This is a genomic window from Pseudomonas sp. NPDC047961, assembly GCF_050272435.1.
GTDB lineage: Bacteria > Pseudomonadota > Gammaproteobacteria > Pseudomonadales > Pseudomonadaceae > Stutzerimonas.
On record NZ_JBNNMD010000002.1, the window covers coordinates 811722 to 828430 of the forward strand.

The 16709-nt window shown below is 62.9% G+C and carries 13 protein-coding genes; 7 read left to right on the forward strand and 6 right to left on the reverse strand.

Annotated features, from left to right (window positions below):
• Positions 1–87: 87 nt before the first annotated feature.
• Positions 88–909 (reverse strand): helix-turn-helix domain-containing protein, encoded by an 822-nt coding sequence (locus ACQKIK_RS09970; protein WP_499135778.1) that lies wholly within the window; start codon positions 907–909, stop codon positions 88–90.
• A gap of 151 nt (positions 910–1060) precedes the next feature.
• On the opposite strand from ACQKIK_RS09970, the gene ACQKIK_RS09975 reads away from it, so the two are divergent.
• Complete coding sequence (locus tag ACQKIK_RS09975; RefSeq protein WP_064480918.1) at positions 1061–2506, forward strand: alanine/glycine:cation symporter family protein; 1446 nt, start codon at positions 1061–1063, stop codon at positions 2504–2506.
• Between the two features lie 59 nt (positions 2507–2565).
• On the forward strand, positions 2566–3558 hold the full coding sequence (locus tag ACQKIK_RS09980) for an asparaginase (RefSeq protein ID WP_499135779.1): 993 nt from the start codon (positions 2566–2568) through the stop codon (positions 3556–3558).
• 8 nt (positions 3559–3566) lie between these two features.
• Here ACQKIK_RS09980 and ACQKIK_RS09985 read toward each other — a convergent pair whose 3' ends face one another.
• The 3 genes from ACQKIK_RS09985 to nudE all read right to left on the reverse strand — a co-directional run bounded on the left by ACQKIK_RS09985 (position 3567) and on the right by nudE (position 7935).
• Positions 3567–6431: an ATP-binding protein gene (locus ACQKIK_RS09985; RefSeq protein WP_499135781.1), complete on the reverse strand. Its 2865-nt coding sequence runs from the start codon at positions 6429–6431 to the stop codon at positions 3567–3569.
• A gap of 125 nt (positions 6432–6556) precedes the next feature.
• Complete coding sequence (gene cysQ / locus ACQKIK_RS09990; protein ID WP_499135782.1) at positions 6557–7372, reverse strand: 3'(2'),5'-bisphosphate nucleotidase CysQ; 816 nt, start codon at positions 7370–7372, stop codon at positions 6557–6559.
• Positions 7369–7935, reverse strand: coding sequence for an ADP compounds hydrolase NudE (gene nudE / locus ACQKIK_RS09995; RefSeq protein WP_045431494.1), 567 nt, complete (start codon positions 7933–7935; stop codon positions 7369–7371). Before nudE ends, cysQ begins: the two co-directional genes overlap by 4 nt.
• A 120-nt stretch (positions 7936–8055) precedes the next feature.
• Here nudE and yrfG point away from each other — a divergent pair, with 120 nt between their 5' ends.
• The 5 genes from yrfG (at position 8056) to ACQKIK_RS10020 (ending at position 14934) form a co-directional block, all read left to right on the forward strand.
• Positions 8056–8736, forward strand: coding sequence for a GMP/IMP nucleotidase (gene yrfG, locus ACQKIK_RS10000; RefSeq protein WP_045423386.1), 681 nt, complete (start codon positions 8056–8058; stop codon positions 8734–8736).
• Positions 8737–8902: 166 nt separating this feature from the next.
• Positions 8903–11005: a PAS domain-containing protein gene (locus ACQKIK_RS10005; RefSeq protein ID WP_499135784.1), complete on the forward strand. Its 2103-nt coding sequence runs from the start codon at positions 8903–8905 to the stop codon at positions 11003–11005.
• A 111-nt stretch (positions 11006–11116) separates the two neighbouring features.
• Positions 11117–11962 (forward strand): formate dehydrogenase accessory sulfurtransferase FdhD, encoded by an 846-nt coding sequence (fdhD, locus tag ACQKIK_RS10010; protein WP_499135785.1) that lies wholly within the window; start codon positions 11117–11119, stop codon positions 11960–11962.
• Positions 11959–14280: an FdhF/YdeP family oxidoreductase gene (locus tag ACQKIK_RS10015; protein WP_499135786.1), complete on the forward strand. Its 2322-nt coding sequence runs from the start codon at positions 11959–11961 to the stop codon at positions 14278–14280. The genes fdhD and ACQKIK_RS10015 overlap by 4 nt, the downstream gene beginning before the upstream one ends.
• Positions 14281–14472: 192 nt before the next feature.
• Entirely contained in the window at positions 14473–14934 is a 462-nt protein-coding gene (locus ACQKIK_RS10020) for a YMGG-like glycine zipper-containing protein (RefSeq protein ID WP_499135787.1), read from the forward strand.
• 85 nt (positions 14935–15019) lie between these two features.
• Here ACQKIK_RS10020 and ACQKIK_RS10025 read toward each other — a convergent pair whose 3' ends face one another.
• A complete protein-coding gene (locus ACQKIK_RS10025) occupies positions 15020–15463 on the reverse strand; it encodes an acyl-CoA thioesterase (protein ID WP_064480930.1) in 444 nt (147 codons plus the stop codon).
• A 59-nt stretch (positions 15464–15522) separates the two neighbouring features.
• Positions 15523–16686 (reverse strand): iron-containing alcohol dehydrogenase, encoded by a 1164-nt coding sequence (locus ACQKIK_RS10030; protein WP_499135788.1) that lies wholly within the window; start codon positions 16684–16686, stop codon positions 15523–15525.
• Between the last annotated feature and the right edge of the window lie 23 nt (positions 16687–16709).

Sequence of the window (16709 nt, forward strand, 5' to 3'; positions counted from 1 at the left end):
GCAACATCCCACCATGCTGCTCTTCGCTCCAGATTCCGGCCGGCCTTGGATCAACCCTGATCGATCGCCAGGCAGCGCACCCCACTCTCACTCGATCTCGAACAGCCCGTCCCGCAACGATACCGCCGCCAGTCGCTCGCGGATTTCGGGGTCGATGCGCGGGTCATCCAGACCATAGAGCATCACCTGCCGATAGGCATTGACCCGGTTGATCTCACGGCCCAGGTATTCCCAGACCACCCGGGTGCAGGCCGGGGTGCGGCGGTCACCGCTGGAAACACCAGTCTTCAACCCGTTAAGACGACTGATGCGACTTTTGAAGCTGGGAATGAGGATGGTCTGGCTCATTTCATTTCCCGTCAGCGACTCGTAGTCGATGAGAAACAAACGGTCCTGAAGATAGAACGCCGCACCCAGGTAGCGGCAGCGCACGACCCAGTCCTCCTGCTTGGGATTGTCGGGGCGCGACTGCTCCTGACGTTCCTGTCGCTCGAACACGTAGCTGCCGCGATCCTCGCGCAAATGCACCAGCGACAGCAGGATCTGCCCCGGCACGGACATGCAGTTGGCGTATTCGAAGTAGTAGCCGCAGTAACGCGACAGGCTGTTGGCGTTGTCGCGCATCGGCTGGAACAGCTCGAGCAGCGGGTCGCTGGCGGCGATGCGTTCCTGGTCATGGCTGCGCATGCCGATCAGCTGGGTGAACTGGTCGCTGGGCAGGCTCAGCTCGTAGCCTTCGACCCCGAAGAAATCACAGATGCGCTTGAGGTTGTGAGGGGTGGGGCGGCTCTGGCCATTCAGGTATTTATTGAACTGAGCGCGGTTGATCGTCAGCTTGCGACAGACCTCGGCGATCGAGCGGTAATGGCTGCAGAGCAGCTTGAGATTGGCGCCGAGGTGGTCTTGCATGGTCGATCCCTGTGATGCGAGCGGCGCGATTCTAGCATCACCTCGCGCCAGGTCGCCGCGACCCGCGCAATTGCATGACCATTGAGTCTGGCCAACCATTCCGGCCCTGTGTTTCAACATTTGTCAAAACAACAAGAGAGACCCTTCCGTCATGCTCGATCTTCTCAATGATCTCATCTGGAGCAAGCTGCTCATCGTGATGCTGATTGGCCTAGGCCTGTACTTCACCATCGCCTCGCGCTTCGTCCAGTTCCGCTACTTCGGCAGCATGTTTCAGATCTTTGGCGAGGCCTTCAAACGGCAGCCGGGCCAACTCAGTTCATTCCAGGCGCTGATGCTCAGCGTCGCCGGTCGCGTCGGCGCCGGCAACATCGCGGGTGTCTCGGTCGCCATCATGCTCGGCGGGCCCGGTGCGATTTTCTGGATGTGGATCGTCGCGCTGGTCGGCATGGCCACCAGCTACTTCGAATGCTCCCTGGCCCAGCTGTACAAGCGCCGCGAGACCGACGGCGGCTATCGCGGCGGCCCGGCGTTCTACATCCAACACGGCCTCGGCCAGCGCTGGCTGGGCATCGTGGTATCGCTGCTGCTGCTGGTGACCTTCGGCTTCGGCTTCAATGCCGTGCAGTCCTACACCGTCGCCAGCTCGATGAACGACACCTTTGGCGTGCCGACCTACATCAGCGGCATCGTGCTGATGGTGGTGATCGGCCTGATCATCTTTGGTGGCATCAAGCGCATCGCCAAGTTCGCCGACGTGCTGGTGCCGATCATGGCGTTTTCCTACATCGCCATGGCCGTCTTCGTCATCGGCAGCAACGCCAGCGCCATTCCTGAAGCCTTCGGCACCATCTTCCGCAGCGCCTTCGGCCTCGAGCCGGCCTTCGCCGGCGGTATCGGTGCGGCGATCATCATGGGCGTCAAGCGCGGCCTGTTCTCTAACGAGGCCGGCCTGGGCAGCGCGCCGAACGTCGCGGCAGTTGCAGAGGTCAAGCACCCGGTGGCGCAGGGCATCGTGCAGTCGCTGAGCGTGTTCATCGACACCATCGTGCTGTGCAGCTGCACCGCGCTGATCATCATCCTCTCCGGCGTGTTCGAGCCGGGCAGCGAGATGGCCGGCGTTGTACTGACGCAAACCGCCGTCGCCGCCGTCGTCGGCGAGTGGGGCCGGGTTTTCATCAGCGTGGCACTGCTGCTGTTCGTGTTCACCACCCTGATCTACAACTACTACCTCGGCGAGAACGCACTGGGCTTCTTTACCGGCAAGCGCTGGCCGGTTCTGGTCTACCGGGTCATGGTCATTGCTCTGGTGATGTGGGGCTCTATCCAGGACCTGGGCACGGTATTCGGTTTTGCCGACGTCACCATGGGTCTGCTGGCGATCTGCAACCTGATCGCCCTGGCGCTGCTGTTCAAGGTAGGCCTGCGCCTGATGCGCGATTACGATAGCCAGCGTAAGGCAGGTGTCGAGTCACCGGTGTTCGATCCGAAGAACTTTGCCGACCTGGATCTGGACCCGAGCGTCTGGCCAGCCAGAGTGGGCGACCAATCTCCGGTCATGAACGCCACCGCTGCCAGTCAGGCACCTCAGCGTTAAGTTGGTCCGCGTCGCTTGAACAGGGGCCGCTGGCCCCTGTTTTCATATAGGAGACCCCTATGTCGGCTTCCAGAAACACCCTGGTGCTGTACACCGGCGGCACCATCGGCATGCAACAGAGCGCCGAAGGGCTGATGCCCGCTTCTGGCTTCGCCAGCAGATTGCGCGACCAGCAGGACAAGCACCCCAAACTGGCCGTGCCGGAATGGCAGTTCCGCGAACTGCTACCGCCCATCGACAGCGCCAACATGAACCAAACCCACTGGCTGGCGATGGTCGAGGCCATTCGGGCCGGCGTCGAGCAAGATGGCTGTGACGCCGTACTGGTCCTGCATGGCACCGACACCCTCGCCTACAGCGCTGCTGCCTTGAGCTTCCTGCTGTTGGGCTTCGAGGTGCCGGTAGTGCTGACCGGGGCGATGTTGCCTGCCGGTGCGCCCGATAGCGACGCCTGGGACAACCTGTTCGGTGCGATGCAGGCATTGCACGCTGGCGTCGAGCCGGGTGTGCACCTCTACTTCGCCGGCAAACTCATGCACGGCGCCCGGGTCAGCAAACTGGGTACCGCCAGCCTTGATGCGTTCGGCGTGCTGCCGCGGCTGCGTCAGGGCCAACGCGCACCCAGCATTCCCGCAGCGCTCGACTATCGCCACCCCCGTCAGCAGGTGAACCTGGCGGTGCTTCCGCTCTATCCAGGCATCCAGGCGGCGCAGCTGCAAGCACTGCTGTCCAGTGGCGTGCAGGGGGTGCTGATCGAGTGCTATGGCAGTGGCACCGGTCCCGCCGATGACACCGAGCTGCTGCAGGCGTTACAGGACGCCCATCAGCGCGGCATCGTCCTGACCGCCATCAGCCAATGCCCGCAGGGCCACGTCGAGTTCGGAATCTACGCCGCCGGCAGCAAGCTGGAAGCCAGCGGGCTGATGTCAGGCGGCGGCATGACCCGCGAGGCCGCGCTGGGCAAGTTGTTCGCCTTGCTCGGTGCCGGGCTGTCGCAGACCGAGGTCGAGCACTGGTTCGCACTCGACCTCTGCGGCGAACGCGTCGACTGATCGGTGGCTCAACCCGGGTTGAGATCGAGTTCCTGGAGACAGTCCTGGACCCGCCGGCGCAGCTCGTCGAGGTCCAGTGGCTTGCTCAGCCACCCCTGGCATTCGAGCCTGGCTTTCAACTCGCTCACCGCACTCAGCACGATCACCGGCAGGTACCGGGTAGCCGGGGCCTGACGCAGCAAACGCAGCAACTGCTCCCCGTCAAGCTCCGGCAGGTTAAGGTCCAATAACAGCAAATCCGGCGGATCGGCCAGCAGGTGCTCCAACGCCATCCGCCCATTTCCGATTACGCTGACCTCAGCCAGGTCGGCCAGCGCCTTGCGCACCAGCAGCTGGCTGGCCGGATCGTCTTCGACATAAACAATCCGAGGCCGATGGCGAAGCGGCCGTGGGCTGTGCGTGGCAAGCAGAGGCAGGGCTATCCAGAAGCGGCTGCCGATCCCGGGCGCGCTCTTCACACCGATACTGCCGCCCATCAGTTTGGCGTACTCCAGACATAGCGAAAGGCCGATTCCCGCGCCCTGAATATTCGAACTCTCACGGCCAAGCCGGCGAAACGGCTCGAACAACTGCGCCTGCAGGCCTTCGTCGATTCCGAGACCGGTATCTTCTACCACCAGCCTCACCTGCCCGGCGACCGTCTCGATCCGCAGCACAATCTGCCCGCCTGGCTTGTTGTACTTGATGGCGTTGGACAGCAGATTGAGCAGCACCTGACGTAACCTGCGTGGCTCGGCCTGCACCTCGACGGGCCCTGGCGGCAGATCGAAATCCAACCGCAACCCGTGGCGCTGAACATCAAGCGCCACCAGCTCGGCGCACTCACGCATCAAGGCGGTGACTTCGACAGGCTTAAGCGTCAGCCGGGGCCGTTCGGCCTGTAGGCTCGACCAGTCGAGAATGTCGCCGAGCAGCTGGTTCAGGTGCCGGCTGGCCAGCAGGATCTCATCGAGGTAATCAGCGGCTTCCGGCTGCGCATCCGGTGAGCAGTCCATACGCATCAGCTGGGCAAACCCGAGGATCGCATTCAGCGGCGTACGCAGCTCATGGCTGATGCTGGATATCAGGTGAGTCTTGGCCTCGTTGGCCGCGTGCGCCTGCTGGATGGCCTGGCGCAGATCGTCCTCGACCCGCTTGATCGCATCGATATCCACATGAGTACCGGCCACCAGCGTCGCTTCGCCTGTTCGAGGATCCCGCTCGAGCACGCGGCCGCGACTGAGCAGCCAGTGATACTCGCCCAATGCATCCGCGAAACGGAACTCGCTTTCATAATGCAACGCCTGGCCTTCATGCATCCGGTCCAGTTCGGCCCGCACCTGAGCAACATCGAGCGGATGGATACGCTGCAGAAACTGAGCCTCGCTCAGCTGCGCCGAAGACAACCCGAAGCGCGCAGGCAGACGGCCACGAAGCTGCATCACCCCGCGGCGCATGTCGTTTTCCCAGAGGCTCTCAGTCGCGCTTTCCAGAACCAGCTCGAGACGCTCCTGAGCCTCCGCACGCTGGGCCTCGCTGTCTTCCAGCTGGGCGCCGATGGCCTGGGTGTGCTGTGCCAGATCGTCAAGCTCGCGGATTTCTGACGAGACGGGATCTGGCCGCCACCGACCGAGACCGATCTGGCCCATCATCTGCGAGATCCCCGCGATTGGCTTCAGCAGTGCCTGGCTGAGCTGGCGCGCGCGCAGCCACATGTACCCGAAGAACAGCAGATAAAACAACACCAGCCCGGCAATCAGCAGATAACCGATCTGTTGAAAGCGACTGGCCAAAGCGTTGGTCTGGCTAAAAACGGCAGTTTCGTCGACCACCGCCAGCAGGTGCCAGCCGGTTTGCGGCACCGTTGTCCAGGCCACAAGCCGCTGTTTGCCTTTGAGCTCCAGGCTCATGACCCCTTCGCTCTGGGTAGCGAGCGCCTTTGCCAGCTCGCGTGTCTGGCCGCGACGATCAAGCCGGAAATCTTCAGGCTTGAGGGTTTCCTGGCGCACGGCGTCGTCGTAGTAGTGCTCGGTCAGCTCGTTGAGCCCGAATTCCCGTTCACCCGATTCCGGCAATGCCATGATGCTCAGGTCGCGGCTGACCAACATTGCATAGCCATCCCAGGGCACACGCAGACCGCTGATCTGATTCAGGATGCCGCTAACAGTGATATCGATACCGTTGACACCTTCCAGCATGTCACCGCGGTAAACCGGCGCCACGGCCGACATCATCCAGCCCTGTCCGGCCGGATCGAGGTAGACGTCGGTCCATACCACCCTGCGCGCCGGGTTGTGCCAGGCATTTGCCAGGTAATAGAAGTTGTAGCTGGGAATGTTCACATCCGGCGCGTACTGCCGGGCCGTGTCGAACCAGGGATAGATATGGTTGTAGCTGTCCCAACTGTTGAAATAGAGGCTGGCGATCAGCGGGTTGCTGGCGTGCAGTTCCTTCATCAGCGGGTCGAGCCGATGAAGCTTGGCAACCTTCTGCAGATCGTGGCGCTCCGGTGGTGTCAGCCCCGAGTAGAAGCTGGCGGCGCCGCCGGAGTCGCGGGGGCTATAGCGAACCCCATCGGCGTTGAGTTCAAGCGGCACCGGCGCTGCCGGGCTGTCGTCTTCCAGCGCACGAACGGTGAGGTTACGAAACAGGGTGGCCGCGTTCGCCACTTCCTGCAGCTGCTGGCTGATCACCCGAGATTCACGAGCGACCGCTGTCTGCACCTCGGACAGCGCCGTTTCGCGCAGGTGCTCGATTTGCGCATCGCGGATGGCACTGTTGGTCAGCAGGTAGGCCGCGATCAGCACGACCTCGACCAGTACCAGTGGGATCAGCGTTGTCTGAACGAAGGCACGCCAGATCCATCGGCGTATCCCAGTTGGGTTTCTCGACACAGCGCGGCTCCGGCGTTCCGATTCAAGCGCTTGGCTTGCTCACGCCCGAATCCTAGCATGGCCGTGAGCGCGGCCGATTTACCCGGAGGTCCGCGCGAATAACCAGCCTTCGGAGCGCCCTTTGGTCAACGCCTCGCCAGTTCGATCAGTTCGGCCCGCCATTCCGCGTCACAAGGTAACGCCAGGAACGAGGGATTGAGGAAGTTCTCCCGTGCTTCGTAGGTCAGCGCTGCACCGGCGATATCCAGCACCTCGCCACCAGCGCCTTCCAGTACCCCCTGGGCAGCCGCCGTGTCCCATTGAGAAGTCGGCGCCAACCGCGGGTAACAATCGGCGGCCCCCTCGGCCAACAAGCAGAACTTCAGGGAGCTGCCGACACTGGCCAACGCGAGCTCGCCAAAACGCTGCCGCAAGCCATCGAGCAAGCGTTCCTGCGCCGGGCTCGAGTGGCGACGGCTCGCAACGACGGTAAAGCCGCCCGCTGCCTGAAGCCGCACCCGCAGGGGCTGCGCTGCACCATCGGCTTCGGCACGCCAGGCACCGAACCCAGCCCCTCCGTAATAGCAGCGGCCGTTGACCGGAACCCCGACCACACCGAACAACACCTGCCCCTGCTCGATCAACGCGACATTGACGGTGAATTCTTCGCTTCCGGCGATGAACTCCTTGGTGCCGTCCAGCGGATCGACCAACCACCAGCGCGTCCAACCGGCACGCTCGGCGAGGCCCAGCGCGCAGTCTTCCTCGGACAAAACCGGAATGGCCGCATCCAGCGCGCGGAGACCATCGGCCAATAGGTGATGGGCCGCCATGTCAGCGGCGGTAACGGGCGAGGCATCGGCCTTCTCATGCACCTGCACATCGTTGCGCCAGTGCGGAAGGATCGCCTCGCCCGCAGCGCGAACCAGATCGATGACGGGTGCGAGATAGGGATGGCTCATTGATCGAACTCGCCCCGTTGGCTGAGCAGGTCACGCGCTAGGTACAGCGCTGCGAGGGCGCGTCCTTCGCTGAACTGCGGGTTCTGGATCAGGCTGGACAGTTCGCGCAAATCCACCCGATCGACGCGCATCGGCTCCGGCTCGTCCCCCGGCAGCTGCTCGGGATAGAGATCGCGCGCCAACACCACCTGAATCTTCTGGCTCATGTAGCCCGGCGACAGCGAAAGCTCGGTGAGCAGCTCTAGACTGCGCGCGCCGAAACCGGCCTCCTCCTTCAATTCCCGGTTGGCCGCGTCGAGCACGTCTTCGCCCGGCTCGATCAACCCCTTGGGCAGCGACAGTTCGTAGGTATCGGTACCGCCGCAGTATTCCTCGACTAATAACGCCCGGCCGTCGGCTTCCAGCGCGACGATCATCACCGCGCCATAACCGGTCCCCTTGCCCACTAGCCGTTCATAGGTACGCTCCACGCCATTGGAAAACCGCAGCTGCAGTTCCTCGACACGGAACAGGCGGCTGCTGGCGACGATCTCACGGGCAAGTACGGTAGGTTTCTGGCGCATGGGGATATCCTTGAAACGCGAAGGCTAATCATAACCCGGCTTTTTGTGATCGCCGCGAACGCTTTGCATCGAGCCGACCGCTGTCGCACCATTGTGCCAACCGCCGAACAAGAGCCTGCCATGATCGCTTCACTGCCCTGGTCCGATATCGACACCGTCCTGCTGGACATGGACGGCACCTTGCTGGATTTGCATTTCGACAACCATTTCTGGCTCGACTTCCTGCCGCAGCGCTACGCCGAGCTGCACGGCATCAGCCGCGCCATGGCCGAGCTGGAGCTGGCCCCCCTGTTCAACGAACACGAGGGCAAGCTCACCTGGTACTGCCTGGATTTCTGGACCCGCGAGCTGAACCTGCCAATCCGCGAAATGAAGCGTGAAATTGCTCACTTGATCGCGCTGCGGCCCGCTGCAGACGAGTTTCTCGCAGCCCTGCGCGACGCCGGCAAGCGCGTGGTGTTGATCACCAATGCCCATCGCGATTCGCTATCGCTGAAGCTCGAACGCATCGAGCTGGCCCCCTGGTTCGATCGTCTGATCAGTTCTCATGACTATGGCTTTCCCAAAGAGCAGGCCCAGTTCTGGCACGCACTGAAGACGGACCTCGATTTCGATCCGGCAACCGCCCTGTTCATCGACGACAGCTTGCCCGTCCTGCGCAGCGCGCGGGCTTACGGCGTCGCCCACCTGCTGGCTATCAGCGAACCGGACAGCCGCCGCGGCAAGAAGCAAACCGAAGAATTCACAGCTGTCGACGATTACCTCGAGCTGATTCGCAGCCTGCAGGGTTTCTCGTCCTGACCGAAAGTGGCTGGCGTGCTTAACTCAGGCCCATGTGTTTCCGCCTTAGAGAGATGGTGAGCGGATGGTAAAAAGGGCTATCCGGATGACCGATGTGCACCTTGCAAACGAACGCTACATTAAGTGCAAAACTGTGGCCCACCCGGCTCGCTCAAATGGATGAACTATGGCTTTAGACGCAGGATTCTGGCCTTCCGAACGCTGCGAAATGGGCCGGCAGATCCGCCGGCGCGATTGGAGCGCAACGGTGCTGGGCGCGATCGAGCACTGGCCGACGTCCCTGTGTGTGTTGCTCGACACCGTGCTCGATGCGCCATTGCCGATGTGCATCCTCTGGGGCGAAGCCGGCCTGCAGCTGTACAACGATGCCCATGCCGCCGCCATCGGAAATCATCATCCGGGCGCGTTAGGCATGCCGCTACAGCACACCGCGCGCGTGGCGTGGCCGGCAATGCTGGAGGCCTACCAGAAACTCGTTCGCGACGAAGCCTGCCTGCTTCGCCATCAGTATCTTCCGGGACCTGGCCAGCACGGGACAGGTCAGTGGTTCGACCTGTCGATCAGCCCCATCCGCAACGGCAGTGGCGTCGCTGGCCAGCTGTTGTGTTTGCGGCCCAGCGAAGACGAAGCACTTCGACGCCGCGAAGTCGAAATGAACATGATCACCGACGCGCTGCCGGTGCTTATCGGCTTCGTCGATAAAGACCTGCGTTACCGCTACAACAATCGCCATTACGAAGAGTGGTTCGGCCATTCCCCCGCCTGGCTGTATGGCAAACATCTGGTGGATGTTGTTGGCGAGCGCGCCTTCAACGCGCGCTCATGTGAGATCGCCAAGGCTCTCGCGGGCGAAGACGTGATCTTCGAGGCCTTCATGCCGCACCAGGATGGCAGTCAGCGGCAATCACTCATACATTACTTGCCGCGTCGCGACGACAGCGGTGACGTGCAGGGTTTCGTGGTGCTGGCTCAGGACGTCAGCGAACGCTGGGAGGCTGAGCAGGCGCTGCGCGAGCTCAACGATACCCTTGAAAGCCGCATTCAGGAGCGCACCACTGCGCTAGCCGAAGTCTACGAACGTCTGCTGACCGAGATGGCCAGCCGCGAGCAGGCTCAGGAAGCACTGCGTCAGGCACAGAAGATGGAAACCGTCGGCCAGCTCACCGGTGGCATCGCGCACGATTTCAACAACATGCTTACCGGCATCATAGGTGGGCTGGACCTCATCCAGCGTTACAACCAGTCAGGCCGTCATGGCGAGACCCAGCGCTTCATCGATGCCGCCGTCACCTCAGCCAACCGTGCCGCGGCGCTGACCCATCGCTTGCTGGCCTTCGCGCGGCGACAGCCGCTGAATCTCAAGCGAGTCGACCTCAACGAGCTGGTCGATTCGATGCGCGATCTGATCGTACGGACGCTGGGCAGCCATATTCTGGTCGATGCGCTGTTGCAGCCGGACCTGTGGCCGGCCAACAGCGATGAGAACCAGCTGGAAAGTGCCCTGCTCAATCTGGTGATCAATGCACGCGACGCCATGCCCGACGGCGGCAGCCTCTATATCGCGACGGCCAATGTGACCCTGCAGCAGGGCGAAGTGGGCGAGCTGCCAGCCGGACGTTATGTCAGTCTCAGCGTCATCGACAGCGGCTGCGGCATGACACCCAAAGTCCTGGCCGCGGCCTTCGAGCCCTTTTTCACAACCAAACCCATCGGCCAGGGCACCGGGCTTGGGCTGTCGATGATCTACGGCTTTGCGCGGCAGGCCGGTGGCCACGTCCAGCTGCGTAGCGAACCGGGCAACGGTACCGAAGTCATCCTCTATCTTCCGGCACACCATTCATTGCTCGCGACCGAGGTAGCGGTCCCGCCGCTTGCACAGACCACACAAGCGGCGCGAGGCGAAGCCGTGCTGGTGGTCGAGGATGATCCTGCTGTACGTCTGCTGGTGCTCGACGTGCTGGGCATGCTCGGCTACTGCGCACTGGAGGCGGCCGAGGCCAACGCGGCGGTCAAGCTGCTGCAGAGCGACGAGCGTATCGACTTGCTGGTATCCGATGTCGGGCTGCCGGGAATGAACGGCCGACAGCTGGCGGATATCGCCCGCGAACACCGCCCTGGGCTGCGTGTGCTGTTCATGACCGGCTACGCGGAGCAGGCGATCAGCAGCGGCTTTCTTGATGTCGGCATGGACCTGATTAGCAAACCGTTTACCATCGATCAATTGGCGGCACGGGTACGCACCATCCTCGTGGACGCTCCATCAGGCTGAAACGATGTGGCCAGGCGCGTCGGGCGCGACGTATCCGGCATTGAAAAACCGCCGGCAGCCGCGCACAGTCAATCCAGACTGAACCTCTCAGACCATGAGCCGAGCCTGTCCATGAGCGCTTCACGCCATCCTGCCCATAACCCAGCAGCTGTTGCACCCACCGCTGCCAGCGGGCGCTATCAGTTCCAGGCAATCGGCGAGACGCGGCCAGAGGCCGTGGAACTGCCTGAGGAATGCGCGCTGGCAATCGCCTACAACGGCCTCAATCAGGCGGTGATGATGGTTTCTCCTGCAGACCTGGAAGACTTCGTCATCGGTTTCAGCCTGGGCGCCGGCATCGTCGAGAGCCCGAATGAGATCTACGACATCCGTATCAGCGGTGCCGGCAGTGGTCGTCAGGCTGAGGTGGAAATCGCCAGCCGTGCCTTCTGGAAGCTCAAGGAACAGCGCCGGCAGCTACCCGGCAACGCCAGTTGCGGGCTGTGCGGCGTGGAGGCGCTGGACCAGGCGCTGCCACAACTGCCAGTGTTGCCTGTGGCGCCGCTGCCACCCATGCAATGGCTGGATAACCTGCGCCAGCGCATTGCCGAGTTCCAACCGCTCGCGCACACCTGCGGCGCGGTGCATGCCGCGCTGTTCATCGACGCACAGGGCCGGATACGTCTGGGCCGCGAAGACATCGGCCGGCACAACGCGCTGGACAAACTGATCGGCGCCTTGAGCCGTGCAGGCGAAGAGCTCGGTGGCGGTGTCGCCGTGGTCACCAGTCGCTGCAGTCTGGAGCTGATCCACAAGGTGCAGCGCGCCGGCATTCCAACCCTGGTCAGCTTCGCCTCACCAACCGGCCTGGCTGCGCAATGGGCGCAGCGGCACAACCTCAACCTCATCCATATTCCCCACCGCAGCCCGCCGCGGGTGTTCAGCCCGGCGGGCCAGACAGAAGAAGCCCAGGGATGAGCCTGCAGCCAGAAAGACCCCGCTATCGCCCCTACACCGGCGCCGCGGCAGGCTGGGGCGCGCTGCGCAGCGTTGCCAGCGCTTGGCTGGACAGCAAGCAGCCACTGAAAAACATCCGCGCCCTGCTCAAAACCAACCAGAACGGTGGCTTCGACTGCCCCGGCTGTGCCTGGGGCGATTCGCCTGAAGACGGTGCCGTGAAGTTCTGTGAAAACGGCGCCAAGGCGGTGAATTGGGAAGCCACGAAGCGGCGTGTCGATGCGGCCTTTTTCGCGCGCCACAGCGTTACCCAATTGCGCGAGCAGAGCGACTACTGGCTCGAATACCAGGGCCGCCTGACCGAACCCATGCGCTACGACAGGGCCAGTGACCACTACCAGCCCATCGGCTGGGATGACGCCTTCGCCTTGATCGCCAGGCATTTGAACACGCTGGACAGGCCCGATCAGGCCGAGTTCTACACCTCAGGCCGCACCAGCAACGAAGCCGCGTTCCTCTACCAATTGTTCGTCCGCGCCTACGGCAGCAACAACTTCCCCGATTGCTCCAATATGTGCCACGAGGCCAGCGGGGTCGCCCTCGGCGAAAGCATCGGCGTCGGCAAGGGCAGCGTTACCTTCGAAGACTTCGCCAAGGCTGATGCCATTTTCGTACTCGGACAAAACCCCGGCACCAACCACCCGCGAATGCTTGATCCGCTGCGAGAGGCGGTGGCGCGAGGCGCGCAGGTGGTGTGTTTCAATCCGCTGAAAGAGCGGGGGCTGGAGCGCTTCCAGCATCCGCAGCACGCGCTGGAAATGCTCGCCAACGGCTCGGCACCGCTCAATACCGCGTTCTTCCGACCGGCGCTGGGTGGCGACATGGCGGCCATGCGCGGTATCGCCAAACTGCTGCTGTTCTGGGAACGCGAAGCCAAGGCCAACGGCGGACCGGCCGTGCTCGACCATGCCTTCATCGAGCAGCACACCAGCGGTATCGACAGCTACCTTGCGGTCCTGGACGCCACCCGTTGGGAAACCATTGAGGAACAATCGGGCCTGGGCTTGGCCGAGCTGGAGCAGGCGGCACGGATCTTTCGCGATGCCGATCGGGTGATCATTTGCTGGGCGATGGGAATCACCCAGCACCGCCATTCGGTTGCGACGATTCAGGAAATCACCAACCTGCAACTGTTGCGCGGCAACCTGGGCAGGCCGGGCGCCGGGCTCTGTCCGGTCCGCGGCCACAGCAATGTGCAGGGCGACCGCACCATGGGCATCAACGAGAGGCCGCCGGCCGCGCTGCTCGATGCACTGGAAAAGCGCTTCGGTTTCAAGGTGCCGCGCCAAGCCGGGCACAACGTGGTGGAAGCCATCGAAGCGATGCTCGAAGGTCGCTCGAAAGTGTTCATCGGTCTCGGCGGCAACTTCGCCCAGGCCACGCCGGACAGCCTGCGCACTCACCAGGCGCTGCAGAGCTGCGCGCTGACCGTACAGATCAGTACCAAGCTCAATCGCAGCCACCTGACTGTCGGACGTGAGGCGCTGATCTTGCCGTGCCTCGGCCGTACCGACATCGATCACCAGGCCAGCGGCCCTCAGGCCGTCACGGTGGAAGACTCGTTCAGCATGATTCACGCCTCTTACGGTCAGCTGGAGCCCATCTCATCCGTGATGCGCTCGGAGCCTGCGATTGTCGCGGGCATCGCGCAAGCCACGCTTGGAGACAGGCCTTTGGACTGGCAAGCGCTGATCACCGACTACGCGCGCATCCGTCAATTGATCGCCGAAACCATCCCCGGCTTCTCCGACTTCGAAACGCGCATTCAGCATCCCGGTGGCTTTCATCTGGACAATCCCGCCGCCGGCCGACGCTGGAAGACCACCAGTGGCCGCGCCAATTTCATCACCAACCCATTGCCGACCGGCCTGTTCGGCGAAGCGCTGCGCGACAGTGTTGAACAACCGGACCTGGTACTGCAGACCCTGCGCTCGCATGATCAGTACAACACCACCATCTACGGCCTGGACGACCGCTATCGTGGCGTGAGAGGGCAGCGTCGGGTCGTCTTCGCCAATATCGAGGACATTCGCCGGCTGGGCCTGGAGCCGGGACAGAAGGTCGACATTGAGTCGCTATGGAATGATGGCTTCGCGCGCCGGGTCGAGGATTTCACCCTGCTGGCCTTCGACGTCCCGCCCGGACAGGCCGCAGCCTACTACCCGGAAACCAATCCGCTGGTGCCGCTGACCAGCGTCGGGATCGGCAGCCATACGCCGACATCCAAGTCGGTCGCGATTCGGCTGCATGCGGCGAAACCGAGCCCGACTATCGCCTGATTGTCAGACACAAAAAAGGCGCCTGAAGGCGCCTGGACAAGTGGCTTCAGACCGTTCCGCTTGCAGCTAGTTCCGCAGAAAAATCAAAGACTTATGAAAAGCGAAACGCATCACACTTTTTATCAGTGAATGCTTGCGAAAGGCGGCCTTCGGACGTGAGGATCGCCTCGCCATTTACTGAGAGGTTTCACCATGAAGTATTCCTCGATTCTGTTGTTGTCCGCGGGCCTGCTAAGTGGCGCCGCTTTTGCCGGAAGCAACACCGAAGCCGCTGTCGGCGGTGCACTGGGTGGTGCGCTCGGCTCGGTGGTCGGTGAGCACCTCGGCGGCTCGACGGGCGCCACGATCGGTGCGGGTGTCGGTGGTGCAGCGGGCGGCATGGTCGGCGCCGACAAGCGCAGCCGTACCGAAGCGGCCATCGGCGGTGGCCTGGGCGCAGCGGGCGGCAACGTCATCGGTCAGCGTGTCGGTGGCAGTACCGGTGGCCTGATTGGCGCAGCAGTGGGTGGCGGCACAGGTGGAGCTATCGGCAATGCCTACGGCGACGATGACGGCTATCGAGACGACCGCCGCTACCGGGACGACCGCCGTTATTACGGCCACCCTGGCAAGGCCAAGGGTCACTGGAAACACAAACACAAACATCACGACTAAGCAGCCGCTCCGTATCGCCGAGCGGGCCAGAACTTCTGACCCGCTCGGCCCTACGGAAATATCCGGAAGGCCTGTAGAAGCGGAGTCATTGAGCCACGACCACCAAAGCTTCCAGTGCCTGACGCAAACCACTCGGAATCGGGGTCGGTCGGTTGCTAGCGCGGTCCACGAACACGTGCACGAAGCGCCCAGCCGCACAGGCCTGCGCCTCGCCTGCCTTGAAGATCGCCAACTCGTACTGCACCGAACTGTTGCCGAGCTTGCCGACACGCAACCCTACTTCCAGCAAATCAGGAAAGGCGATCGAGGCGAAGTAGTCGCAGGACGAACTGACCACAAAGCCCACCACCTCGCCTTCATGAATATCCAAGCCACCACGTTCGATGAGGTAGGCGTTCACCGCGCTATCGAAATAGCTGTAATAGACAACGTTGTTCACATGGCCGTAAATATCGTTGTCATGCCAGCGCGTGGTGATGGGCTGGAAGTGTCGGTAGTCGGCGCGCAGGTGCTGCGGTTGTTCAGCCATTCGAAAAATCCTTGGTTTGGCAGAGCGCTGCGCCGCACGAACGCGACGCAACGCTTGGCTTAGTAAGCCGCGCGGTAGATCGCCAGGGCGTCGGCTTCGGTCACTTCGCGCGGGTTGTTGACCAAGAGGCGCTGCTGGAGCATCGCCTCCTTGGCCAGTTGCGGCAGCATGTCTTCCGGCACACCGGCGTCGCGCAGGCGGGTTGGCAGACCGACGCGGGCGCTCATCTGCTCGAACTCCTCGATCAGCTGCTCGGCGTAGGTAGAGGGATCATTTTTGCGCAAACGATCCCCAAGGATGATCGGCGCCAGCTCGCCGTAGTGTGTGGTGGCGGCGCTGACGTTGAAGCGCAGCACCTGCGGTAACACCAGCGCGTTCGACAGCCCATGGGGGATATGGAAATTGCCGCCCAGGGGATAGGCCAGCGCATGCACAGCCGCCACCGGCGCGTTGGCAAATGCCTGCCCGGCCAGGCAGGCGCCGAGCAGCATGGCCTGGCGCGCCTCGCGGTTGCTGCCGTTGTGCACCGCCTCGTCGAGGTTTGCCGCCAATAGACGCAGCGCCTCACGGGCCAGCAGGTCCGACATCGGGTTCTTTTTCAATGCACTGGTATAGGCCTCGATGGCGTGCACCATGGCGTCGATGCCGGTGGCCGCGGTGACCGCCGGGGGCAAACCGAGCGTGAGGTCGGCGTCGAGCAGCGCCAGATCAGGCAGCAGCAAGGGCGAGACCACGCCCATCTTGGTCGTCTCACCAGTGGTGATAATCGCGATCTGCGTCACCTCGGAACCGGTGCCCGCAGTGGTCGGCACCTGGATCAGCGGCAGGCGCTGACCCTTGGCGTTGCCCACACCGTAAATGTCCTGCAGCGATTGCGCGCAGGTCGGATGCGCCAGCAATGCGACCAGCTTGGCGACGTCCATCGAACTGCCGCCACCGAAGCCGATGACGAGATCCGCCTGGGTTGCCTTGGCCTGGTCCACCGCAGCCATCACAATCTTTTCCGGCGGATCGGCGACCACTTGATCGTAGACGGCGACCTGCAGCCCTTCGGTCTCGAAGCCCGGCAGCACGTCGTTGAGCAGACCGAAGCGAGTGATGCCGGGGTCGGTCACCACCAGCACCGAGCGCGCCTCGCGCTCCTTGCAGAGGCTGGCCAGCCGGCGCGACGAGCCAGGCTCGCAGATCAATTGAGCGGTTGTGGCAAAGCTGAACGGATGCATCGGTGCCTCCTGTGATCGATTAG